21 protein-coding genes are annotated in these 22,844 nt (G+C 71.5%); 12 read left to right on the forward strand and 9 right to left on the reverse strand.

All coding sequences use genetic code 11. The features are described 5' to 3' along the window. Window positions 1-243: 243 nt before the first annotated feature. Window positions 244-2,583: a hypothetical protein gene (locus OG627_RS11610; protein WP_329064110.1), complete on the reverse strand. Its 2,340-nt coding sequence runs from the start codon at window positions 2,581-2,583 to the stop codon at window positions 244-246. Window positions 2,584-2,617: 34 nt separating this feature from the next. Next, window positions 2,618-3,043: a hypothetical protein gene (locus OG627_RS11615; RefSeq protein WP_329064112.1), complete on the reverse strand. Its 426-nt coding sequence runs from the start codon at window positions 3,041-3,043 to the stop codon at window positions 2,618-2,620. A gap of 248 nt (window positions 3,044-3,291) precedes the next feature. Here OG627_RS11615 and OG627_RS11620 point away from each other — a divergent pair, with 248 nt between their 5' ends. Beyond that, window positions 3,292-6,531, forward strand: coding sequence for a tetratricopeptide repeat protein (locus tag OG627_RS11620; RefSeq protein WP_329064114.1), 3,240 nt, complete (start codon window positions 3,292-3,294; stop codon window positions 6,529-6,531). 171 nt (window positions 6,532-6,702) lie between these two features. On the opposite strand, the gene OG627_RS11625 is transcribed toward OG627_RS11620, so the two are convergent. Next, window positions 6,703-6,963, reverse strand: a complete 261-nt coding sequence (locus tag OG627_RS11625) for a hypothetical protein (RefSeq protein WP_329064116.1) — start codon at window positions 6,961-6,963, stop codon at window positions 6,703-6,705. A gap of 1 nt (window position 6,964) precedes the next feature. Continuing rightward, complete coding sequence (mca, locus tag OG627_RS11630) at window positions 6,965-7,846, reverse strand: mycothiol conjugate amidase Mca (protein WP_329064118.1); 882 nt, start codon at window positions 7,844-7,846, stop codon at window positions 6,965-6,967. A 98-nt stretch (window positions 7,847-7,944) separates the two neighbouring features. Between mca and OG627_RS11635 the strand changes: the two genes are divergently transcribed. Further along, on the forward strand, window positions 7,945-8,346 hold the full coding sequence (locus OG627_RS11635; RefSeq protein ID WP_329064120.1) for a DUF4307 domain-containing protein: 402 nt from the start codon (window positions 7,945-7,947) through the stop codon (window positions 8,344-8,346). Between the two features lie 234 nt (window positions 8,347-8,580). Next, a complete protein-coding gene (greA, locus tag OG627_RS11640; protein WP_329064123.1) occupies window positions 8,581-9,078 on the forward strand; it encodes a transcription elongation factor GreA in 498 nt (165 codons plus the stop codon). Between the two features lie 215 nt (window positions 9,079-9,293). Here the strand turns inward: greA and ilvA are convergent, their stop codons facing one another. Continuing rightward, a complete protein-coding gene (gene ilvA, locus OG627_RS11645) occupies window positions 9,294-10,541 on the reverse strand; it encodes a threonine ammonia-lyase (protein ID WP_329064125.1) in 1,248 nt (415 codons plus the stop codon). 222 nt (window positions 10,542-10,763) lie between these two features. On the opposite strand from ilvA, the gene OG627_RS11650 reads away from it, so the two are divergent. From OG627_RS11650 to OG627_RS11660, 3 genes are all read left to right on the forward strand, one after another. Continuing rightward, the gene (locus OG627_RS11650) at window positions 10,764-11,339 is read left to right on the forward strand and encodes a MarR family winged helix-turn-helix transcriptional regulator (protein ID WP_443073457.1); all 576 of its coding nucleotides are present in this window, start codon (window positions 10,764-10,766) and stop codon (window positions 11,337-11,339) included. A gap of 77 nt (window positions 11,340-11,416) precedes the next feature. Next, complete coding sequence (locus OG627_RS11655) at window positions 11,417-11,953, forward strand: sigma factor-like helix-turn-helix DNA-binding protein (RefSeq protein ID WP_329064129.1); 537 nt, start codon at window positions 11,417-11,419, stop codon at window positions 11,951-11,953. Then, window positions 11,946-12,215 (forward strand): hypothetical protein, encoded by a 270-nt coding sequence (locus tag OG627_RS11660; protein ID WP_329064131.1) that lies wholly within the window; start codon window positions 11,946-11,948, stop codon window positions 12,213-12,215. The genes OG627_RS11655 and OG627_RS11660 overlap by 8 nt, the downstream gene beginning before the upstream one ends. 99 nt (window positions 12,216-12,314) lie before the next feature. On the opposite strand, the gene OG627_RS11665 is transcribed toward OG627_RS11660, so the two are convergent. After that, complete coding sequence (locus tag OG627_RS11665) at window positions 12,315-13,475, reverse strand: cystathionine gamma-synthase (RefSeq protein WP_329064132.1); 1,161 nt, start codon at window positions 13,473-13,475, stop codon at window positions 12,315-12,317. A 151-nt stretch (window positions 13,476-13,626) separates the two neighbouring features. On the opposite strand from OG627_RS11665, the gene OG627_RS11670 reads away from it, so the two are divergent. From OG627_RS11670 to OG627_RS11680, 3 genes are all read left to right on the forward strand, one after another. Further along, window positions 13,627-14,730 carry a hypothetical protein gene (locus OG627_RS11670; RefSeq protein ID WP_329064134.1) on the forward strand — a complete coding sequence of 368 codons (1,104 nt, stop codon included), beginning with the start codon at window positions 13,627-13,629 and terminating at the stop codon, window positions 14,728-14,730. An 84-nt stretch (window positions 14,731-14,814) separates the two neighbouring features. Then, window positions 14,815-15,528: a peptide-methionine (S)-S-oxide reductase MsrA gene (msrA, locus tag OG627_RS11675; protein ID WP_329064135.1), complete on the forward strand. Its 714-nt coding sequence runs from the start codon at window positions 14,815-14,817 to the stop codon at window positions 15,526-15,528. A gap of 397 nt (window positions 15,529-15,925) precedes the next feature. After that, on the forward strand, window positions 15,926-16,807 hold the full coding sequence (locus OG627_RS11680) for a hypothetical protein (protein WP_329064137.1): 882 nt from the start codon (window positions 15,926-15,928) through the stop codon (window positions 16,805-16,807). On the opposite strand, the gene OG627_RS11685 is transcribed toward OG627_RS11680, so the two are convergent. Further along, on the reverse strand, window positions 16,713-17,093 hold the full coding sequence (locus OG627_RS11685) for a carbohydrate ABC transporter permease (RefSeq protein WP_329064139.1): 381 nt from the start codon (window positions 17,091-17,093) through the stop codon (window positions 16,713-16,715). The genes OG627_RS11680 and OG627_RS11685 overlap by 95 nt on opposite strands. A gap of 54 nt (window positions 17,094-17,147) precedes the next feature. Between OG627_RS11685 and OG627_RS11690 the strand changes: the two genes are divergently transcribed. From OG627_RS11690 to OG627_RS11700, 3 genes are all read left to right on the forward strand, one after another. Then, complete coding sequence (locus OG627_RS11690) at window positions 17,148-17,330, forward strand: hypothetical protein (protein ID WP_329064141.1); 183 nt, start codon at window positions 17,148-17,150, stop codon at window positions 17,328-17,330. Between the two features lie 353 nt (window positions 17,331-17,683). Next, on the forward strand, window positions 17,684-19,102 hold the full coding sequence (locus OG627_RS11695; protein ID WP_329064143.1) for a ParB/Srx family N-terminal domain-containing protein: 1,419 nt from the start codon (window positions 17,684-17,686) through the stop codon (window positions 19,100-19,102). 214 nt (window positions 19,103-19,316) lie between these two features. Continuing rightward, entirely contained in the window at window positions 19,317-20,942 is a 1,626-nt protein-coding gene (locus OG627_RS11700) for a hypothetical protein (protein ID WP_329072581.1), read from the forward strand. 87 nt (window positions 20,943-21,029) lie between these two features. On the opposite strand, the gene OG627_RS11705 is transcribed toward OG627_RS11700, so the two are convergent. After that, window positions 21,030-22,013: a GNAT family N-acetyltransferase gene (locus OG627_RS11705; protein ID WP_329064144.1), complete on the reverse strand. Its 984-nt coding sequence runs from the start codon at window positions 22,011-22,013 to the stop codon at window positions 21,030-21,032. A gap of 112 nt (window positions 22,014-22,125) precedes the next feature. Continuing rightward, on the reverse strand, window positions 22,126-22,809 hold the full coding sequence (locus tag OG627_RS11710) for an ABC transporter ATP-binding protein (RefSeq protein ID WP_329064146.1): 684 nt from the start codon (window positions 22,807-22,809) through the stop codon (window positions 22,126-22,128). Window positions 22,810-22,844 lie beyond the last annotated feature (35 nt).

Here is a 22,844-nt window from a genome sequence, read left to right on the forward strand (position 1 = left end):
ATTCTTGGCGACCTTATCCAGTGCACCAGGTCCGCGACCAGAGAAGTTATTCGAACCCACGAGGGAAACGGCAGCCTCTGCACTGCCACCGGAGAGCACTCCGTCACAGACCTCAGTCGCAGAAAAGGGGCCGGCCTCATCTTCCTCACCACCTGCGCACCCAGAAATACCCAGACCCATAGCCAGCAGAGAAATTCCGACCACAGCCTTCTGCCCGAATCGCACGACGTCACACCTTCCGAATCATCCGACTTCTGGGCCGTTACCCTGCTGACTCGCCCGGGAATTACCATTCAGATAACCCACCAACAGAGAATCATCCAAATCTTGCCCGAATTCACTCTCGCGCCCGATACCGTGATGGGCCAGGAATTTATCCACTGGCACTTCGATGTTCTCCCTGCCCGCAGAATAGATCCGCTTCTGCTGTTCCCCGGTCAGCTCCTCAATTTTATTGGTCTCTTCTTTGATGACACCGGCCGACCAGTCATCAATGGAATTCGACGCTACCTGCTGGAGCAAGCTTGACGCCACGTCAGTAGCCAGCGGAACCAAGACCGCAGCCGCACCGGCGGCGACCGCCGCCGGTGGAATGAAAGCAGCGGCTGCCACCACTCCTCCCCCGATCGCCGTGCTCGTTCCGTAGGAGATCCACGACGCCTTTTCCTCCTGAGCAGAGACATAATCCTCGTGTCTCTTCAGCCCCTCGGCCTTCACCTGATCCGCACGCGACTGATCCAGGATTCCCTGGAACTCGGCACCGGTCTTCACCACAGCACGTGCGGGCCCCTCGTGAACAACACCGGTATCATCCACCTGAGCTTCCAACATGCTCGTGCTGTATATCTGCTGAGCCGTGCCGAGCGTGGCGTACGCATCCGGATGCTGTCCTAGCGCGGTAAGGAAATCAGTGACTTGGGAACGCTCCAGAGTCACATGCTTGTCGGGATTCACATTAGGAGCAAAGAGACTGTCGTTTCCAGCCTTCCCGAGCGCCCAATCCAAGTCATCAATATACCCTGCCCCCATGCGCCCCAAGCTGTCCGACAGGGATTCTTGACGCTTGAGCAACGACGCATCACCCCCATACCTTTCAACAACAGACTTCATGATTGTCGAGCTTTCCGCGTCACGAGATGGCGTCGGATTCGGGTCATCCCACGCATATCCAAGTGTCGCGGACTCCAGCGCATGCCCCAATGCGTCGGGCAGGAAGTTGGAACTCTTCTCAACTTGCCCGGGATAAGTGGTCTCCGTGTCCGGGAAAAACTTGTAATCACTCTTCGTGAAGAAGTCGAGATAGTTCCCGACAGGGTAGCCGTCCCCGTCCTTACCAAGATCGGCAACCCCCTCCCCCAAGCTCCCGTCCTCGTTGTACCCCGTCGGCTCGGCCGAGAAGAACTTCTTCGAAGCCTCCGGGCTGTGCCCCAGAGCCTCCAGCATCGACACCATCGGGTCATACCCGGCGCCGTTGATCCCCGACGGGTTGAACCGGTTGGCGAACGGGCCGTTCACCATCTTCGATTCGGCGAACCGGTACGGGTCCTTCTGATGCAGCTGGGCCACGTGCTCGGCGATCGGGTTGAGGAACCTCTCGTTGTAGTTCCCGTACCGCATGATGCCGCCCAACAGCTGGTAGCCGTACGGCACCCCGCTCGTCTCGTACGGCCCGAGCGGTATCCGCTGGGTGCCGAGCTTGCGCAGCTCGGGAGCCCATGTGCCGGTGAAGTTCGGATCCTGCGACGCTCCGGCGAGAGTGAGCCCGAGGTTCTGCTGGAGAGCCTGGACGTCCTTGAGGCGCTGCTTGTCGAGCTCTGTGCCCTCGTACACGTCGGTCGCGAGCAGGCCGAAGAATTCGAGTGACTTCTTGGGGCCGAGCCCCTCGTAGAAGGCGGTGGCGAACTCCCGTGAGTCGGCCTTGTAGCCCAGCAGCTCGTTCAGCTCCCGCAACTCGGCGTGCGTGAGGTCGCGGCCCTTTCGTGCCATCGTGACGGCGCGGTCCGCCGCCACCTGGTCCAGGCTCCGGAACTTCGGTGCCGTGAAGTTGTGGTCGTCGGAGACGTTGACGGTGAGAGCGCGCTCCAGCGAGTCGTCGGCGACGCCGCAGACCCCGACGATCCGGTCGATCCGCTGCTGCCAGCTCCTGACGGACGCCGCCTCCTGGCGCAGCAGATCGGGGTAGCTGGAATCGGTGCGCGCGCTGACGTCCTGGGCGACCGGGTTCCGCGGTGTCGCCTTTCCCCTGGGGTCGACGTGGATTCCCGCCTTGGGGGCTTCCTCGTCCCTGATGGCCGTCAGTTCGTCCTGAGCGCTCTTGAACGCCTTGTAGGCGTCGTCGAGGAGCAGGCCGACGCCCTTCGCCTCCTGGGCCGCGTCGCCGAACTCCTTCGCGGTCTTCCCGATGAACGGCTTGGTGACCGCGGCGTTGACGCCCTCCCAGTCGGCTTTCGCCGTCCGCGCCTTCATGCCGTCGCGTGCCTCGTCGGTGAGCCTCTCCAGCTTGGTGGTCATCTCCGACCAGTCGTCGGCCGCCGACTTGAGCTTTCCCAGCGGTGTGTTGACGATGTCCTCGTACGTCAGCACGCGCTGCCCCACATTCTGTGCTCCCGGTCGTGCGTCACTTGATGTACTCGTTGAGTACGGAGACGCGCGTCAGATCTCCCGCGATCCGGTCGTCGTCCTTCTTGTGCGACGCCTTGCTGTAGTCGAGGTGGTTGGAGATCTGCGCGCAGGCGTCCAGCAGCGTGCGGTGCTGGGTGCTCCACCGGTCGTGGAGCTTGAGCAGGGCCGGCCCGCTCGTGAAACCGTCGTTGGTGAGCGAGATCGCGACGTTGAAGGTGGACGGCCGGGCGTGGTCGCCGTCGCGCGACAGCTTGCTGTGCAGTACGTACGCGTCATGACCGATCGCGCCCAAGTCGTCGCGGCTGACCACGAGATCGGCATCACCGCCCCGCGCGGGCGAGGGCCCCGCGCTGTTCAGCCGGGTACGGGACCGCTCGGCCGCTCCCGCGACCAGGGCCGACCATTCAGCTTCAAATGACATGCGTCCCCCTCGTGTTCGCGCGCCGGCCGCCTCGGCGGCGGATGGTCACTCATGTGGTGACGCGCGGCGGCACCGGCGACCCACCGTATGCGATCGCATCGCGTCCGTAGCCGACCGGGGGTTCGCTCCCGGGGCGCCCGGAGCGGAAACCCATGTCCGGGACTGACTTGTCGTACCGGCCGCACTCGCGCTCTCGCGCCGGACACAGGACAATGTCCTCTCACTCATGCTCTCGGAGGGGGACGCAGATGCGGGAAAGCCACCGGGCCGAGGCCGAGAGGCTGTTGGTGCGCGCCGTGGAGGAAGAAGTCCGGCGCTCCGGCGGGCGGAGCGAGGGGAACGCGCTGCTGTCGCGTGGGCGCAGCGCGCTGGACGCGATGTCGGCGGGCGCCGACGAGGAGTACACCGCGTATGTGCGGGCGCTCGACGCGGACGCGGCCGAACGGCCGCCGTTGTCGCAGCGGTTCAGCAAACAGTCCATCGGAACGCCCGTGCTGGTCACCTCCGTTGCCGCCATCGCCGCCGTCGGCGCCGATGTCGCGCTCGGTACGGCCGCGGGCATCGCGCTCAGCGCCGGGGCCGCCGTCGCCGTGGCCGGGGCGGCGACGACCGTCGCCAAGGTGACCGCCTCGCACTGGCCGGCCGCGCACCGCAGGGCCGGGGCCGCCGGGCAGCCGGGCGGGACGGAGCAGCTGCGGCTCCAGTGGCTGACGGCGCTGGAGGTACGGGGCATCCGCCCGTTCCTGGAGCAGCAGCGGGTGCTGGTCTCAGCGACGCAGCGCACCGCCAAGAAGTCCGTGGTCGTGCCGCAGTTGCGCGGCGGCGACCGCAGCGCGGCGGCCCGCCGTCGCACCGTACTGGAGCAGTCCTTCGGTCATCTCCCCGAGCCCGACGGGCCGTTCGCGGGGCGGCGCACGGAGATGGCGCAGATCGCGCAGTGGGTGCACGCGGCCCGCGCGTCGACGGAGACGAAGCCGACCGTGGTGGTGCTGTACGGCGCGCCGGGCTCGGGCCGCACCGAGCTGGCCGTCCGGGCGGCACACCAGCTGAGGGACCAGTTCCGCGGGGCGTGCGTGGTCGATCTGCGCGGCGGCGGCACCCTGGAGTCGCCGCTGTCGACCCGGGACGCGCTGCTGCATCTGCTGAACCGGCTGGGCGCGCCGCGCGAGCAGTTGCTGTTCCGCGAGGGGGCCTCGCCCGGACAGCAGGTACGGCGGCTGAGCGAGCTGTACCACAAGCATCTGACGGGCCTTCCGGTGACGGTGGTGCTGGACGACGCCTCCGACCCCGAGCAGGTACGGACCCTGGTGCCGGAGCGTTCGGACAGCCTGGTGCTGGTGACGGCGCGCGCTCCGCTGGAGCTGGCGGCCGATGTGCCGGCCTGGGTGCACCAGCTGCCGGTGGAGGCGCTGGACGGCGCGGGCGCCGAGGAGCTGTTGCGGATCGCGGCGGGCGAGGCGGCCCGCGAGGCCGCCGGTCCCTACGACTTCCAGTCCGCCGACAGCGTGCGCGAACTGTGCGGCGGGCTGCCGCTCGCGCTGCGCATCGCGGGCTCCTCGCTCGGCGAGCGCACCGAACTCCAGCTGGCCGCCGATCTGTCCGCGTACGGTCCGGTCGAGCCGGTGGAGCGGGCCTTGTGGCTGCGCTACACCGACCAGAACGACCAGGCCCGCAGGCTGCTGCGGCGGCTCGCGCTGGCCGGCCGCGCCTCGCTGGGCGCGGCGGCGGCGGCGGCGCTGCTGGCGACGGACGAGCAGGAGGCCGGGCAGTTGCTGACCGAGCTGTCGCGGGCCGGGCTGATCGACCATGTGCGCGGCAGCCGCTACCGGCTGCACGATGTCGTCCGTACCTTCGTGCACGCGCGGCTGCGCGAGGAGGAGCCGGCGGAGGAGCGTACGGCGGCGCAGGAGCGGCTGATCCGTAACTACGGCGAGCTGGCCGACTCGGTGATCCGGCTGGTCGACGGCAAGACCTCCACCCGCGCCGACCTCTTCAAGAGCGCGGCGGGCGGCCACGGCTTCTCCTCGCTGGACGCGGCGCTGCGCTGGCTGGACGACGAGTCGAGCTTCATCACGGCCACCCTGCGGCACGCGGAGGGCGTCGACCAGGAGGCCGTGCTCAATCTGCTGGGGGCGCTCTGCGACTACTGCCTGCTGCGCGGCGACCTCTACCGGCTCGGTGAGATCAGCGAGCTGACCCAGGCCGTGGACCAGGGGCTGCTGGTGCGCTCGGTCCAGTGGCGTACGGGCATCGCGGCCCGGCAGCTCGGCGAGCTGGACAAGGCGCGGACGACCCTGACCTCGGTCGTCGGCCTCTACCGGGAGGCGCAGCACGACGCGGGGGCGGCCCGCGCGCTGTGTTCGCTGGGGATCACCCTGCACCACCAGGGCAATCTGACCGAGGCGTCGGCGAAGCTGCGCGAGGCGCTGGCGCTCCAGGACGAGCCGTCACTGGCCGGGGACCGGGGCTGGACCCTGCACGCCCTGGCGGCGGTCGAGCGCGACCGGGGCCGGGTCGCCGAGGCGCTGACGCTGCTGACGACGGCGCTGGCGCTGCACCGCGAGAGCGAGTCCGTGCACGGTGAGGCGTGGTCGCACTACCAGCTGGGGCAGCTGTTCCTGCGCCTGGGCGACACGGCCCGCGCCGAGGGCGAGCTGCGCGCGGCGCTCGACCTGTACGGCAGGACGCACGACGGGCGCGGCGAGGCGTGGGCGACGACCCAGCTGGCCCGCGCGCGGCTGGCGGAGGGCGAGCAGGGCGAGGCGGTGGACCAGCTGCGCGAGGCGCTGGCCCGCCATCGCGAGAACGAGGACGCGCGCGGCGAGGCGTGGACGCTGTACTACCTGGGGCAGGCGCTGGAGGAGAGCGGCGAGCGCGACCAGGCGGTACGGGAGCTGGAGCGGGCGCGCACGATGTTCTCGCGGATGCGCGATGTGTACGGTCTGGCGTGCGCCCGGCACCATTCGGGCCGGGTCACCCGGGACCAGCGGGCCGCGCAGACCGGCAACCTGCGCAACTCGGGCTTCGCCCGTCAGCTGCTGGTCGACGCGCGCGCTGACTTCCACCGCATCGGCGTGGCCCACGGCGAGGCGTGGACCTGCCTGGAGCTGGCCGTGATCGACGCGGGCAACAACCGGCCGGGCCAGGCGCTGCACCTGTGCGACGACGCGGCCGCCCTCTTCACCTCGTACGACGATCATCGCGGCGCCGACTGGGCGCGCTTCCTGCGCTGCACGCTGCTGCCGTACGCCTCGGCGGGCGGCACAGAGGTCGGTTCGGTCGTCGCCGAACAGGATCTGAGGGAGCTGGTCGCCGCCGGTCACCCGGCGCGCGACGGCAAGCTCGCCGAGTCCGCCGCGACCTTCACGGTGATGCTCGGCCGCGGGGTCCGGCTGGAGGACGGCTGGCAGGCGTGGAACCTGGGGATGGTCCCGAACCGGAACGCCCGCGAGGTGATGGGCGTACCGGTGGAGGTCGCCCCCGCCTGACGGGCGCGACGGGTGCGGTGCACCCCCCGACTGACGGGCGCGGGTCGCCCCCGCCCGACAGGCCCGCCCGTCGGCACTTCGGCCCGACCGGGTACGGCGGCACTCCGGACCGCCCGCCCGGTGGGGGCGGTCCGGGGGCGGTCCGGAGGACGCGCCGACGTTCCCGGTCGCCTACTCGCCGCGCGGCTCGGAGGCCGTGGCGGGCTCGGCGGGCGTCGCGGTCCGCGCCGTCCCGGCCGTCGGCTGCGACTGCTGCGCCGGCTCCTCGAAGTTGACCATGTTCATGTGCCGGTTCATGGACTTCATCAGCAGCCACACACCGCCCGCCATCACCGCGAACACGATGAACCCGAGCACGCCGGGCGTCACCTTGTTCTGGTCGAGGTCCTGGGCGAGAGGAACCACCTGCGTCAATGCCTGGGTCGCATACATATCAGGCATTGTCGCGGATGCCCGCGAAGAGGTCGCTCTCGGGGAGGGACGTACCGACGAGCGCCTTCGCCAGCTCGTACTCCTCCGTCGGCCAGATCTCCCGCTGGAGGTCGAGCGGGATACGGAACCAGCCGCCGTCGGGGTCGATCTGGGTGGCGTGCGCGATCAGCGCCTTGTCCCGGATCTCGAAGAAGTCGTCGCACGGGACGTACGTCGTGAGCGTCCGCTCGTCGCGCCCGAACTCGTCCCACCGCTTCAGCCAGTCGCCGTACGGGGACTCCAGGCCGCGCGCCAGCAGCGCCTCGTGCAGCGCGACCGTACGCGGCCGGTTGAAGCCCTGGTTGTAGTAGAGCTTCATGGGCTGCCAGACGGGACCGAACTCGTCCTCGGGGTACTTCACGGCGTCCGCGGCGCCCTCGAAGGCCACCATGGAGATCTTGTGGGTCATGATGTGGTCGGGGTGCGGGTACCCGCCGTTCTCGTCGTAGGTGGTGATCACCTGCGGCCGGAAGGAGCGGATCGAGCGGACGAGCCGGCCGGCCGCCTCGTCGGTGTCCTCAAGGGCGAAGCAGCCCTCGGGCAGCGGCGGCAGCGGGTCGCCCTCCGGCAGCCCGGAGTCCACGTACCCCAGCCATTCCTGGCCGACGCCGAGGATCTCCCGCGCCTCGTCCATCTCTTTCCTGCGCACCTCGTGGATGTTCGCCTCGATAAAGGCGTCACCTTGAAGTTTGGGGTTGAGGATGGAGCCGCGCTCGCCTCCCGTGCAGGTCACGACCAGCACGTCCACCCCCTCGGACACGTACTTGGCCATCGTGGCCGCGCCCTTGCTCGACTCGTCGTCGGGGTGGGCATGGACGGCCATCAGTCGCAGCTGGTCAGTCAAGACTCGGTCCTCAGTGATGTGTCGCATCGGTCGGCTTCTATAGTGACGGATATCGGGGGACGGAAATTCCGGCTGTCTGAATCCGAGAGGAACCGATCATGGCCGCGGTGCGCGAGGACCTTCCCCAGGGCCGCTACGGCCGCTCGGCGGACCAGCGCGCGGACCAACGGCTGCGGCGTCTGGGCGCTCTGCTCGGCGCCCTCCTGATCGCTCTCGTCGGCTGGTTCGGCTACCACTACGTGGTCGACCGGAGTGTCTCCGGCGAGCTGATCAAATTCAAACGGATTTCCGCCACCGAGGTCGAGGCGCACCTGGAGGTCCGCAAGGACCTGGACGCCACCGGAAGCTGTACGTTGCGCTCCCTCGCGGAGAGCGGCGCCGAGGTCGGCCGCAAGGACGTCCGCTTCGGCGGGGGCGAGACCAGGATCGACACGGTCGTCACGATCCGTACGACGGAGAGCGCGACGGCCACCGAGCTGATCGGCTGTACGTCGGACTGAGGTCCGCGCCGGTCTCCGGGGCGCCGTCCGGTCCTCGGCCTACGGGCACGCTGAGTGCCCGCACAGCGCCCCGCCGTACACATCGGCGCTGACCTGCGCCGACGCATTTCTGACGGCAATTGTCCTCCCCCTCGCGCCACGAAATTGTTAGGCTCGTGGTTTCGCCCACCCGAGAAGGCACATCCTTCTGGGTAGGGCGTTGCTTTGTATTCCCGGTACCTACGAGGAGCACCTGTGACCCAGACCAGCGAGAACGTCACCTGGCTCACCCAGGAGGCGTACAACCAGCTCAAGGCCGAGCTGGACTACCTGTCTGGTCCCGCCCGCACGGAGATCGCTGTCAAGATCTCGGCGGCCCGTGATGAGGGTGACCTGAAGGAGAACGGCGGGTACCACGCGGCCAAGGAGGAGCAGGGCAAGCAGGAGCTGCGCGTGCGCCAGCTCACCCAGCTGCTCCAGAACGCCAAGGTCGGCGAGGCCCCGGCGGACGACGGCATCGTCGAGCCCGGCATGGTCGTCACCATCGCCTTCGACGGCGACGAGGACGACACCCTGAACTTCCTGCTGGCGTCGCGCGAGTACGCCAGCTCGGACATCGAGACCTACTCGCCGCAGTCCCCGCTGGGCCGCGGTGTGAACGGCAAGAAGGTCGGCGACAACGCGGAGTACGAGCTGCCGAACGGCAAGAGCGCCTCCGTCAAGATCCTCGCCGCCAAGCCCTACCAGGGCTAGAGCGCCGGGACGGCCGCGCACGCGGCGTCCGTGTGTGCCCACGAACAGACGAAGGGCCGGGACCACCGGCCGACGGGACAGTGTCCGCCGGCCGTGGTGCCGGTCCTTCCGTGTGCCGGGACCTCCGTGTGCCGGGACCTCCCGTGTGCCGGGCGCGGGTGCGGCGCGAAGCGCCTCGGCCCGTCTCGGCCCGCATCGGCCCGCGTCGGCCCGTCTCAGCCCAGAATCGTGTAGCCGGCCGCCCGGAGCGCCGCCGCGACCTCCGTGCAGTGCGCGGGGCCCTTCGTCTCCAGGTGCACCTCGACGTCCGCCTCCGTCAGGCCGAGCCGGGGATCCGTCCGTACATGGCTCACGTCCAGCACATTGGCGTCGGCCACCGACAGCACCCCGAGCATCGTCGCCAGCGCGCCCGGCCGGTCCGTGACCCGCAGCCGCAGGCTCAGATAGCGGCCCGCAGCGGCCATGCCGTGCCGGAGGATGCGCTGCATCAGTACGGGGTCGACGTTGCCGCCCGACAGCACCGCGACGACCGGGCCGCGAAACGCCCCGGGGTCGCTCAGCAGCGCGGCCACCGGGCTCGCCCCCGCCGGTTCCACCACCATCTTCGCCCGCTCCAGACAGAGCAGCAGCGCGCTGGACAGCTCGTCCTCGGAGACGGTGACCACCTCGTCCACCAGCTCCTGGACCAGCTGGAACGGGATGTCCCCCGGGCGCCCCACCTTGATGCCGTCCGCCATCGTCTGCAACGCGTCCACCACCATGGGGCGGCCCGCCCGCAGCGAGGGCGGATACGCGGCGGCGCCCGCCGCCTGCACCCCGATCACCTGGACGTCCGGGCGCAGCGACTTCACGGCGAGGGCGATCCCGGCGGCGAGACCTCCGCCGCCCATCCCGACGATGATCGTCCGCACCTCGGGGCACTGCTCCAGGATCTCCAGGCCGACCGTGCCCTGGCCGGCGATGATGTCCGGGTGGTCGAAGGGGTGGATGAAGACCGCGCCGGTGCTGTGCGCGTACTCCTGCGCGGCGGCCAGGGTCTCGTCCACGACCTGGCCGTGCAGCCGTACCTCCGCGCCGTAGTCGCGGGTCGCGGCGACCTTCGGCAGCGGGGCTCCGACCGGCATGAAGACGGTGGACCGCACACCGAGCAGGGTGGAGGCGAGGGCGACGCCCTGCGCGTGGTTGCCCGCGCTGGCCGCGACGACACCGGCCGCGCGCTCCTCCGGGGAGAGTCCGGCGATCCGTACGTACGCGCCGCGCAGCTTGAACGATCCGGTCCGCTGGAGGTTCTCGCATTTGAGGTGCACGGGGGCGCCGACGAGCTGCGTCAGATAGCGGCTGCCCTCCATCGCGGTCGCCCGCGCCACACCGGAGAGCATCTTCTGCGCCCCGCGGATGTCATCGAGGATGAGGGGGCGGGAGGTGCCGGAGGTGCGGGAGGTGCGGGACGTACTGGAGCTCATGTCTGTCAGTCTCGCAGTTCAGCGGCGGGAGGGCCTTCGGCGTCCACCGCGTGGGCGGACACGCGAGCGGTACCGGCCCGCGGGTGCCCGGCGGGCGGCCTGTGGGTGCCCGGAGGGGTAACCGGCGGTGTCCAGTGGTTTGTACGGGACAGGTACGGTCCGGGCCCTGGCCGCGTACCCTTTCCACAACCATCCGACCCCCGCACCAGAGAGCCCCCAGCCATGCCCCCCATTCAGGACATGACTTCCGCTGCGTCGGCCTCCCGGGAGCGGCCGGCCGACCCCTCGGACGACGCCGTACTCCTCGATGCCCTCCAGCACCAGGTGGCCGTCTTCGCCCGGCGGGCCGAACAGACCCGGCTCGGCGGTGTCGGCCAGGTCCGCAATTCGATGGACCGCGCCGCGTATCTGCTGCTCAACCGGCTCGACCGGGAGGGTCCCATGGGTGTCAAGGCCCTGGCCGCCGGTATGGGCATCGACTCCTCGACGGTGACCAGGCAGGTCGCGCCGCTCGTCGACACCGGCCTGGTCAAGCGCACCTCGCACCCGGAGGACGGGCGCGCGGTCGTCCTCCAGCTGTCGGCGCGCGGGCTGGCCAGGCTGGAGGAGGTGCGTTCGTCGCGGCGCGAGCTGATGGCGCAGGTCACGGACGGCTGGACGGAAGAGGAACGGGACTCCTTCACGGCTCTGCTCACCCGGTTCAACGGGGCGCTGGCGGCCCGCGCGGCCAGGATCCCGGCCGCGGACCAGGACACCGGCGGCGCCGAGGAGCACAGCCGCGCGGCGGGCACCGGCTGAGGGACGGCGGAGGGACGGCGGGCGCGGTACACCGACGCCCTCTTGACCACGGCCCGTCGCGGGCCTCAGATGAGATCGTGCGAGAGCGGCGGGCGGCCCTGGATCGCCGTCGTGCCCGGGAGTTCGAGGCGTTCGCCGCGGGCGCGGCCGGCCGGCTGCTGCACGCCGCCGCGCTGCTGACGGCCGAACCGCCCGTCGCCGCGCCCCGCGCCCAGCGGCTGCTGATCGCCGCCCTGGCACGTACGTACGTGGAGTGGGATCCGCGCCGCGGCGACGACCCGTACGACCGGGCCCGCCAGGCGCTGGCCCAGTGCTTCATCCGCGAGGCGTGGCGCGTCCACGTGCGGCGGCTGAGCGGGCGGCCCGCCGACGGAGTGCTCGCGGTGCTCGGCCCGCAGGAGCGTCTGGTGCTCGTACTGCGTCTGTACGAGGGGCTCACCGCCGAACAGACCGCGGCCCTGATCGGCCTTCCGGACGAGCGGGTACGCGTCCTGTGCGCACGGGCGGTGACGACGATGCGCAGGAAGGGGGCCGGTCGGGGACAGGGGACGCACGAGGCCGGGACGCCCCGCCGGCGACCGGTCCACCGGCCGCCGCGAGCGGCCCATGAGTAGCGGGAACATCCCGGGCCGCTCCCCTCGCAAGGAGGACGAGGTACGGCGGATCCTGGACCGCGAACGGCCCGAGGTGCCCGCCGGTCTCGTCTCCCGGGCCGCCGGGCGCGGCGCGCGCCTCCTGCGGCTGCGCCGCGCGGCGCACGGGCTGCTCTGGGCCGTGCTCGTCGCCGCCGTGCTGGTGTTCACCGTCTGGGCGTGGACGGCACATCCCTGGTACGTACCGCCCGCCGAGACGACGCCACCGCTGGAGGGGTGGTAGCGGACGGGCGGGCGGTACGTGGGCCGTACGGATACGGGACCGTACGTGGGGAATCGCCGCCGCCTTCCCGCCGGCAGCCCCCTGCTCTCCCGGTACCCGCTATCCCAGCGCCTGCTTCAGGTCCGCCATCAGGTCGTCGCCCGACTCGATGCCGACCGACAGCCGCACCAGATCGGCGGGCACCTCCAGCGGCGAGCCCGCCGCCGAGGCGTGGGTCATGCGGCCGGGGTGCTCGATCAGGGACTCGACGCCGCCCAGGGACTCGCCCAGCGTGAAGAGCTTCGTGCGGTCGCAGACCGCGACCGCCGCCTCCTCGCCGTCCGCGACCCGGAAGGAGATCATCCCGCCGAACGCCTTCATCTGCTTGGCCGCGACCTCGTGGCCCGGGTGCTCGGGCAGGCCCGGGTAGAGGACCTGGGAGACCCGGGGGTGGCGGGTGAGCATCTCGGCGAGGCGCGTCGCGTTCTCGCTGTGCCGGTCCATCCGTACGGCCAGGGTCTTGATGCCGCGCAGCACCAGCCAGGCGTCGAACGGCCCGGCGACCGCGCCCATCGCGTTCTGGTGGTAGGCGAGTTCCTCCGCCAGTTCGGCGTCGCCGGTGATCAGCGCGCCGCCGACGACGTCCGAGTGACCGCCCATGTACTTCGTGGTGGAGTGCACGACGACATCGGCGCCCAGTGCCAGCGGCTGCTGGAGGTAGGGGCTGGCGAAGGTGTTGTCGACCACGAGCCGCACCCCGGCGGAGCGCGCGATCCCGGAGAGGGCGGCGATGTCCGTGATGCCGAGGAGCGGGTTGGACGGCGTCTCGACCCAGATGATCTTCGTGCGCGGCGTGAGCGCGGCCCGTACCGCCGCCGGGTCGGAGGTGTCGGCGACCGAGAAGTCCACGCCCCAGCGGGAGATGACCTTGGCGAAGAGGCGGAACGTGCCGCCGTACGCGTCGTTCGGGATCACGACGTGGTCGCCGGGGGCCAGCAGCGTACGCAGCAGGCAGTCCTCGGCGGCAAGCCCGGAGGCGAAGGCCAGTCCGCGCCGGCCGCCCTCCAGGGCCGCGAGGTTCTCCTCCAGAGCGGTACGGGTGGGGTTGGCGCTGCGGCTGTACTCGTATCCGCCGCGCAGGCCGCCGACACCGTCCTGCTTGTAGGTGGACACCTGGTAGATCGGGGGGACGACCGCGCCGGTGAGGGGGTCCGCGGTATTGCCCGCGTGGATGGCGAGGGTCTCGAAGTGGTGCTGCTCGCTGGTGTGCTGGTGGCTCATGGATGACGAGCGTAGTGCCGGAAGGACCTGTGCCGTGTCCGTACTCGCGCAGAGCGGTCCGGCGGCGGTCCGGTGGCGTCCCTGCGGCGGTGAGACGCCGGGCAGCTGTCCGGGAGGAAGGAGTTCCCCGGCGTCCGGGACAATGGGACGCATGGAGATTCTCTGGTTCCTGATCGCGATGTGCATGCTGAGCGCGGTCATCGTCACGTTCGTGAGGCGCCGCGGTGGCGGCATCCGCCAGGTCGCGCCCGGATCGCCCGACGCCGCCGACCCCGCCGCCTACGGATTCGTCCGGCAGGAGGAGCTGGACATCCGGCTGCCGGGGCCGGACCAGGACCTCCTCGACGTGCTCGATGTCGTCCAGCGCACCCAGGACTGGCGGGCCGCCGCGCAGCTGCTCGCCGGTACGGACAAGGAGGGCGAGGTGCGCTGGCAGCGCGTCCAGGCGTTCGCCGGGGCGGCCTCGCTGGAGCTGCGGCAGAAGCCGGGCATCGGGGGCGCGTGGCTGCGGGCGTGGCGTTCGGAGGCGCCGAAGGACCCGGGCGGGGCCGCGGTGCACGCGGAGTTCCTGGTGCAGCAGGCGTGGCGGTCGTCGGCCGCCGGGAGCGACGACTTCCGGATCATCCTGGAGGAGGCCCGTACGGTCTGCGCCCAGGCCGGTCTGTTCGCACCGGGCGATCCGGTGCCGTACATCACGGAGCTGGCGGTGGCGCGCGGGCTCGGCTACTCGCCCGAGCAGTTCGACCAGCTCTGGGCGAAGATCATCGACCGTGCGCCGGCGCACATGGGCGCGCATCTGGCGGCGCTGCACTACTGGTGCGAGAAGTGGCACGGCTCGCGCAAGGAGGCGGACGAGTTCGCCACCACGGCCGCCGCGCGCGCCCCGCAGGGGTCGCTGCTCGCCGCGCTGCCGCTGTTCGCGGTGCACGAGCATCTGCCCGAGGTCAATCTCGTACGCGGCTTCTACCAGAGCGCGGTGGTCACGAAGGCGGTGGACGGCGCCCTCTACGCGGTCCACTCCGCCCGCCAGGACGACCCGATGCTCTCGCACGTACGACATCTGCTGGTGCTCTTCCTCGTACGGTGCGAGCGCTGGTCGGACGCGATGAACCAGCTCGTACGGATCGACGGCCACGTCGGGGCGCTGCCCTGGACGCTGAACGGCGACCCGGCGGCGGAGTACGCGGTGTACCGGGCGCTGGCGGTCGCCGGATACGAGTCGAACGGCGGCAGCCCGGCGACGCTGTCGCGCTGACAGCGGCACCCCGGCGCGGCGGCGGAATGCCGCGGGCCGCTTCCGCGTTGTACGGGCAGTCACCACAGCCGAGGAGAGCCGACCATGTTCCTGTCCCGCCGCACCCCCGAGCTGCCCACGCCCGAGCAGGCGCTGCGCGGCCGGCCGGAACCCGAGTTCACGGTGGACGCGCCCCACACGGTCCTGGGCAACCCCCTGACGGGCCCGTACCCGCGCGGGCTGGAGGTCGCGGACTTCGGCCTGGGCTGTTTCTGGGGCGCGGAGCGCAAGTTCTGGCAGACGAAGGGCGTCTGGACGACCCTGGTCGGCTACCAGGGCGGCTTCACGCCGAACCCGACGTACGAGGAGGTCTGCTCGGGCCTGACCGGGCACACGGAGGCGGTCCGGGTGGTCTACGACCCCGAGATCGTCTCGTACGCCGATCTCCTGAAGGTCTTCTGGGAGTCCCACAACCCCACCCAGGGCTTCCGCCAGGGCAACGACGTCGGCACCCAGTACCGCTCCACCCTCTACCCGCACACCCCCGCCCACGCGGAGGCCGCCACGGCCTCCCGCGACGCGTACCAGCAGGTCCTGACCGCCGCCGGATACCAGCAGATCACCACGGAGATCCTCCCGGCCGAAGGCCGCACCTTCTACCCGGCGGAGCCGTACCACCAGCAGTACCTGGACAAGAACCCGGACGGCTACTGCGGCATCGGCGGCACAGGCGTCGACCTGGACGCCCCCTCGGAGACCAACTGGGGCCGCTCCTGCCCGACGGGCATCGCCCCGGCGCCGGAGCCGAGCGAGGGCTGACCGGAGAACGGGGAACGCCGGGGGCCTCGGCCCGTTCACCGTGGACAGGCAGCAGGCCGTCGCCTCCTTCCGGCGGCTGGCCTCGCTGGAGGTGGGAAGCGCTGTGCGTGCCGCACGGCGAGCCGGTGCTGGAGGGCGCGAGCGAGGTGCTGCGGGCGGCGGCTCCGGAGCATGACTGGCTGTGAGGTGAGCGCGGGCCGGAGGAACGCGCGGCCAGCCGCCCCCCGGCTGGCGGCCGCCACGTCCCCTGCGGGGCAGCGCTCGGGTGGTGCGGGTTGCCCCCGGGACATCCGGAGTTGGCTGTCCTCCGAGCAGGACGGCGTGGCCGCCTGACCGGCGACGAGGCGGGCCGGGGCACGGCCGGGGCACGGCGAGCGGCGTCAACTACCTTGAGGCCATGTGCATTTCCATGGACCGGGCCGCGTTCTCGGGGACCACTCTCTACGCAGGTCGCCTACGGCATCCCACGCATGGGCTGGTCCATGTCCTCGGGTACCAGAACACCGCCGTCAACCTCGCCGGCGACGCCCACGGCAACGCCATGCTCCTGCATCTGCCCGCACGTCGGCGCATGAGGAAGGGGAACTTCCTCCCGGTGGGGCACGCGGACGATGTGCTCAGCCGGATGGTCGACGCCGCGTGGCCCGTGGCCGTGGCCCCTGTCGGCGCCATGGACTGGATGGGGGCGGACGACGAGCCGCAGGTCGAGGTGTTCGAGCACGACATCTACACCGTGCTGCTCGCCGACGATCCCACTCTCCTGCCCGCCGCCCTCGATCAGGTGCCCCCGCGCAAGCGGCCGAGGCTCGATCCGGAGCTGCTGGAGTTCTACGCCGCCCACTACCCTGGGCACTCCCTCGCGGTGTGCTGCTTCGACAACGCCGAGGCGGCGCGCGCCAAGCCGCTGCTGATGTGGTACTCGCCGCTCTCCCCCGACCTGCTGATCCTGCCGGCCCTCGACTGCCACACCGGCGGGGCGCCCGACCTCGCCGCCGTTGTCCCCACGGACCACTTCGTGCTGTACGGGACGGACGAGGCCCCGGACGGGTGGGGAGCGCCCGTCGACTATCCGGCGGGGATGGGGCATGAATTGCGGCAGTTCCTTCCCCGCACCGTGATGGGCTCGCACTTCGACGGGATCCCTCTGCCCAACGGGGACTTCGCCCTCCACCACGACGATCTGCTCAACGGCCGCCTGGAGCGGATCCATCGGCTCCGGCCGACTCCGGGGCCGACTCCGGCGCCGGCCCCGGCCACGGCGCCTGCGTCGGCGCCGTAAGCGTCGTCTCCGTGAGTGTCAGCTCCGGATCCGGCTGCCGCTCGTCCATCAGCGCCGAGCAGAGCATGGTCGACCCGATCGGGCCGCCGCTGCCGTTGCTGACGACATGGGCGGGGGTGAGCGTCTGGACCGAACCGACGGTCTGAAGGATGACGTTGAAGAAGACGATCGGCGTCAGCGGCAGGGCGATCCGGCGGAACCGGGTGAACGGCCCGGCACCGTCGACTCCCGCGGCCTCGTACACGTCCTTGGGCAGCTGTTTGGGACCGGCGAGGAAGATCACCATCGAGGTGAGATCCGCGTCCGCCAGGAGGAGGCCACCGCGCCCGGTGCGTACGCCGTGGCGGCCCGTATCCGCGACGCCCAGGGGCAACTGCTGGAGGACGCCGTCCCGTTCACGCCCGTGGACCCCGCGTCCGCACTCGGCCTGGACGCCCGGCCGACCCGGACCGCCCCCGGCCGTCTCACGCCGCTGCTGACCAGCCCCGCCGCCTGCGAGGCACGCGGCGGGGCGCGCACCTGATCAGCCCGTACGGCACCTGGGGCCCGCCGGGCGCGTGGTGGGCGCTGGCCAAGGTGGCGTCCTTCGGCCGGGTCACGTACACGAACTCCGTACCCCTGACCCTCCCCCTGCCCCCGGTCCTCCCCCCGGTCCTCCCCGCACCGCCGGAGGAGGGCGCCCGCTCAGGTCAGTGACCGCCCCAGCGGCGCGACAGCCGCCCGACCGCCGGTCGTTCACCCCGCCGCCACCCACCCGACGACCCGTGGCCACCGCCCGGGACGGGTACGGATGAGTGGATGTACGCGACACCCAGCGCGCCCCACGCCCCATGCCCCCACGCAGCGCTCCCGCCCCCGCCACCCCGTGGAGACCGTATGCCCGCCTCAGCCCGTACGCAGCACCTCCGCCACCGGCCCCGGCGCGCGCGCCGCCCGGTGGCGGGCCTCGCCGTGGGCGCGCTGGCGCTGGGATGTGTGCTCGCGAACAGCGGCACGGCCGGAGCGGCCACCCCGGCCACCCCGGCCGTCGCGACGACCGCGACGACCGCGACGGCCCAGGCGCCCGCCGCCTCCCGCGCCAAGGCCGGCGACCTGCTCGATGTCACCCTCGACCAGCTGCGCCCCACCCAGCCCGCCATCGGCTTCGACCAGATCTACTACAAGCTCGGCCGCTACACCTCCACCAAGGACGAGGCGAACGGCGACCTCAACAAGCGCTTCGACGACTGGTGCGAGACCAACGGCCAGGAGAAGGCAGCCACCGTCAAGCCCGGCGCCAAGCTCTCCGACGCGTCGAGCTTCACCTGCGCCGTCCCCGTCGGCAAGGAGACGGACGAGACCCGCGCCGCGATGAAGACGGTCGTCGTCGGCCCCGGCGGAGTCCTCTACCTCACCGACGGACACCACACCCTGACCTCCTTCCTGGAGACGCCCGACGGCGGCCCGAAGACCCACATCAGGCTGCGCGTCGTGGACAACCTGAGCGGGCTGTCCAGCGCCGCGTTCTGGCAGACCATGCGGGAGAAGAAGCGGGTCTGGCTGCGCGACGAGAACAACCGCCCCATCACCACCGACCAGCTTCCGCAGCACCTCGGCCTCGCCCACTTCCACGACGACCGCTACCGCAGCCTCGTCTACTTCACCCGCGACATCGGCTACCAGGCGCCCTCCGACGCGGCCGAGTTCCTGGAGTTCCAGTGGGGCACCTGGCTGCGTGAGCGCGTCGACCTCGGCGCGTACGACCTGTCCGCCCCCGCCTCGTACCTCTCCGCGATCCGCACCGCCTCCGAGACGATGTCGGCCACGCCCGGCGACACGGTCGTCGCCGACGGCCGCACCGCCGACGAACTCGGCCGGATGAAGGAGTGGAACAACGGCAAGAAGGCGACCGGCGGCGAGTTCGGGAAGCTCAGCGCCCCGATCTCCGACGCCAAGCCCGGCAAGCTCGCGTACGCCCTCGACTTCCGCGCCCGGGTCCCCGCCGCCCCCGCCTGCACGAAGACGGTGACCGGCAGGCACACGGGACCGCTGGTCGTCTCCTCCGGCGTCACCTGCCTGAACGGTACGAAGCTGACCGGCCCCGTCGTGGTCGGCGCGGGCGCGAGCCTGGTCGCGAAGGGCGCCGAGATCACCGGGCCGGTCCAGGCGGTCGGCGCCCGTACGGTCCAGATCTGCGGCACCGCGCTCACGGGACCGCTCTCCGTGGTCGGTACGAAGGAACGGCTGACCCTGTCGGGCCCCGGCTGCACCCCGAACGCCCTGAAGGGCCCCGTCCAGCTGGTCGGCAACCCGTAACGCCCCTTCCTCCCGGCCCGGTCCACCACAGCGGCCCGCGCCGCCGACGCGTCCCCGTAGGCTGACCCGCGTGTGGATCAGCGAGGGCGTGGCCGGGCGGACGCGGGCCGCCGACGTGGTGGACCGTGAGGCGGCGGAGACAGGCGGGGCAGCGCAGAGCGCCGAGGCGGCCGGGACCGCCGGGACGCGGGGACCCCGGCGGCAGGCATGGCGGGTGCCGCTGCTGGCGACCGCCGCCGCCGTCCCGCTCTACGCCCTGTGGGTCGTGCTGCTCGCGACCGGCGGCGGTGATCTCGCGGCGCAGTTCGCGTGGGCCGGGTTCATGGCGCGCCATCCGGGCTCGGCGTACAACCTCTCCTGGTACGGCGGTACGCACACCGCCAACTACAGCGTGCTGGCGCCGCCGTTGATGGCGTTCCTGGGCGTCAGAACGGTGTCGGTCGCGGCGGGGCTCGCCGGGACCTGGGCCATGAGCGCCCTGTTCGTACGGTCCGGGATACGGCGGCCCCAGTGGCCCGCGCTGCTGGGAGCGGTGGCCCTCTGGTGCAATGTGGCCTCGGGGCGGACGACGTTCGCGCTGGGGGCCGCCATCGGGCTGTTCGCTCTGCTCCGCGTGGGGCGCGGGGCCCTGGCCGTGATCCTCACCGTGGTCCTCGCCGGGCTCGCCACCCTGGCCAGCCCGGTCGCCGGGCTGTTCCTCGTCGTGGCGGGCACGGCGTACGCGCTCGACCGGCGCTGGGTGACGGGGGCCTCGCTGATCGTGCCGCCCGCGCTGGTGGTCGTGGCGACGACGCTGCTCTTCCCGTTCCAGGGCGAGCAGCCGATGAGTCCGGCCAAGCTGTCGATGCCGCTGGTGACCTGCGCGGTGCTGTGGTGCGCGGCGCCGCGCGCGTGGCGGGTGGTGCGGTACGGCGCGGCGGTGTACGCGCTCGGGGTGGTGCTGACCTTCCTCGTCTCCTCGCCGATCGGCACGAACGTGGAGCGGCTGGTGGGGCTCGCGGGGCCACCGGTGCTGCTCGCCGCGCTGCTGGCCAGCGGCCCGCGCACCGCGTTCCGGAGGACGGTGTGGCGAAGGCGCACGTTCCGGAGGACAGCGTTCCGCGGCACACAGGTACGCGCGCACGCCCTGCCCGCCCTCCTCCTCGCCGTCGCCGTCACCGTCAACACGTACTGGCTCCTCAGCAAGACGGAGGACGACCTCGTGGTGTCCACCACCGTGCCCGCCTGGGCCGCGCACACCGACGGGGTGGCCGCCGCCCTGGACCGGCTGGGCGCCGACCGCACCCGGGTGGAGGTGGTGCCCGCCCGCAACCACCGGGAGGCGGACGTCCTCTCCCCGCACGTCAATATGGCGCGCGGCTGGAACCGGCAGCTCGACGTGGTGCGCGGGCGCCTCTTCTACGACGGCCACGGCGGCACCGCCGTCCTCGACCCGGCCGTCTACCGCGCCTGGCTGGACCGCTGGGCGGTCGGTCTCGTCGTGGTGCCGCACGCGAAGCCCGACAGTCCCGCCGCCGCCGAGGCCGCGCTCGTCGAGGACGGCCCCGCGTGGCTGGAGCGGGTGTGGGGGGACCGCTGGTGGACGGTCTACCGGGTACGGGACGCGGTCCCGCTGGTCTCGCCGCCCGCCACCGTCGTGCGCTCCGACGGCGCGGAGCTGACCGTACGCGTGGAGGCGGCCGGTTCCGTGACCGTACGGATCGCGTACTCGCCGTGGCTCAGGGCCCCGGGCGCGTGCGTGGAGCGCGCGGGCGACTGGACGCGGCTGACGGTCACCGCGCCGGGCGACTACCGGCTGGGCTCGGCGTACCGGCTGCCGCGCGACAACGGCTGCGGCTGACCCCGGTCCGGTGCGGCTGCCCCAGGTCCGGTGCGGCTGGCCCCCTCAGTCCGCCGACCAGGTCCGGCGAGAACGGGGAAACGGCCCCTACAGTTTCGTCTGGAAGACGCCCGCCGAGCGCTCGCGCCGGTAGCCCAGCGACTCGTTCACCGCGAGCATCGCGGTGTTGTCGTCGGCGACGGTGGTGGTGATCTCCCGTACGCCGGGGCGCACCGCGCACAGGGCGTCCAGCAGATGGCGCTTGACCGCGTGCCCCAGCCCAAGCCCCCTGCTGCCCGGGACGACCACCGTGTCGTACTGGAGCGCGCGGGTGTCGGCCGGGTCGGCGAGGACCACCTCGGTGTACGCCACGACCGCGTCGCCCCGCCCGGCGTCGAGCACCGCCGAGGTGTGGATGACCCCGCCCCGCTCCTCGACCACGCGCGCGGCGGCCCGTACCCGCTCGGCGTCCCAGCGGCGGGCCCGCTCGTCCAGCGCTCCGGCCGGCGCGTCGCGCATCGCGTCGTGGGCCAGGGCGAACGACGCGGCGTACGCGTCGGGGACGACCCCCGTCCAGTCCGCGAAGCGCAGACCGGCGGGGAGCACCGGCGACGGTATCTCCTCCAGCGTCCGCCGTACCCGCTGTACGTACCAGCCGAGCGGCAGCACGTTCGTGAAGCCGAGGCTGTCCACGAACGCCTCTCCCGCGCCGCCGACTTCGAGCACCGTCGAGACCGATCCCCGCCCGGCGGAGGCGAGTTCGGCCCGTACCGCCGACCAGAGCGCGGCGCCGACGCCGTGCCGCCGGGCGTCGGGCCGGACCACCAGGGCGTTGAGGAAAGCCGTATGACGGTTCTCCGCCTCGGTGAAGAGCAGCAGCGAGGCGACCCCCTCGTACGACCCGTCGGGCGCCGTCGTCGCCAGGTGCACGGTCCGGCCGCCGATCGGGTGCACCCGCAGTTTGCCCGCCGTCTCCGTGGTGCTGGGCTCGGGAACGGAAGCGGGCAGGTCCAGGTCGTGCGCGGCGACGACCACCGTGTGCCAGGCGGCTGTCTCGGCGGCCGAGGGCGGGCTTCCCAGAGTGATCAGCATGGCTTCGAACCTACGCGTACGAGAGGGGTGACGCCCCCGGGTTGCGGGGACGTCCAGACTTGGGGGTCCGGGTCCTGTCCGGGGCCGGTCCTGGACCGGCCCCGGACAGGACCTAGGCGGCGGCGTTCTCGGTGATCGTGACCCGGCCCTTGCGGATGGTCGCGAGCCGGGGCGCGCGCCGGGCTATCGAGCTGTCGTGCGTGACCATGATGAAGGTCAGACCGTGCTCTTTCCAGAGTCCTTCCAGCAGTTCCATGATGTCGTCGCGTGTCGACTCGTCAAGGTTTCCGGTGGGTTCGTCGGCGAGCAGTACCTTCGGCCGCTTGACCAGCGCGCGGGCGATCGCCACGCGCTGCTGCTGACCGCCGGACAGTTCGCTCGGCAGATGCCCGGCCCGTTCGCCGAGGCCGACGGACTCCAGCGCCCGCTCGGCCTGTTCGCGCCGGGCGGCGCCCTTGAGGCCGAGGGGTACGAGCGCGGTCTCGACGTTCTCCTGAGCGGTCAGCGTGGGGATGAGGTTGAAGCTCTGGAAGACGAAGCCGATGGACTCCGCCCGTACCTTGGTGAGCTTCGCCTCGGGCAGGTCGGCGAGGTTCACCCCGTCGAACTCGATGGTGCCGCTGGTCGGCCGGTCGAGTCCGCCGAGCATCTGGAGAAGGGTGGACTTGCCGCCGCCGGTGGGCCCCTGGATGACGAGCCGGCCGCCGTCCTCGATGGTCAGGTCGACCCCGGCGAGGGCGTCGACGGTCTTCTTGCCGCGCGTGTAGCGCTTGGTGACGCCTCTGAGCTGGTACACGGTTCAACTCCTATGGTGCGAAAGGCTGTACGGGA

This window comes from Streptomyces sp. NBC_01429, assembly GCF_036231945.1.
In the GTDB taxonomy this organism is placed as follows: Bacteria; Actinomycetota; Actinomycetes; order Streptomycetales; family Streptomycetaceae; genus Streptomyces.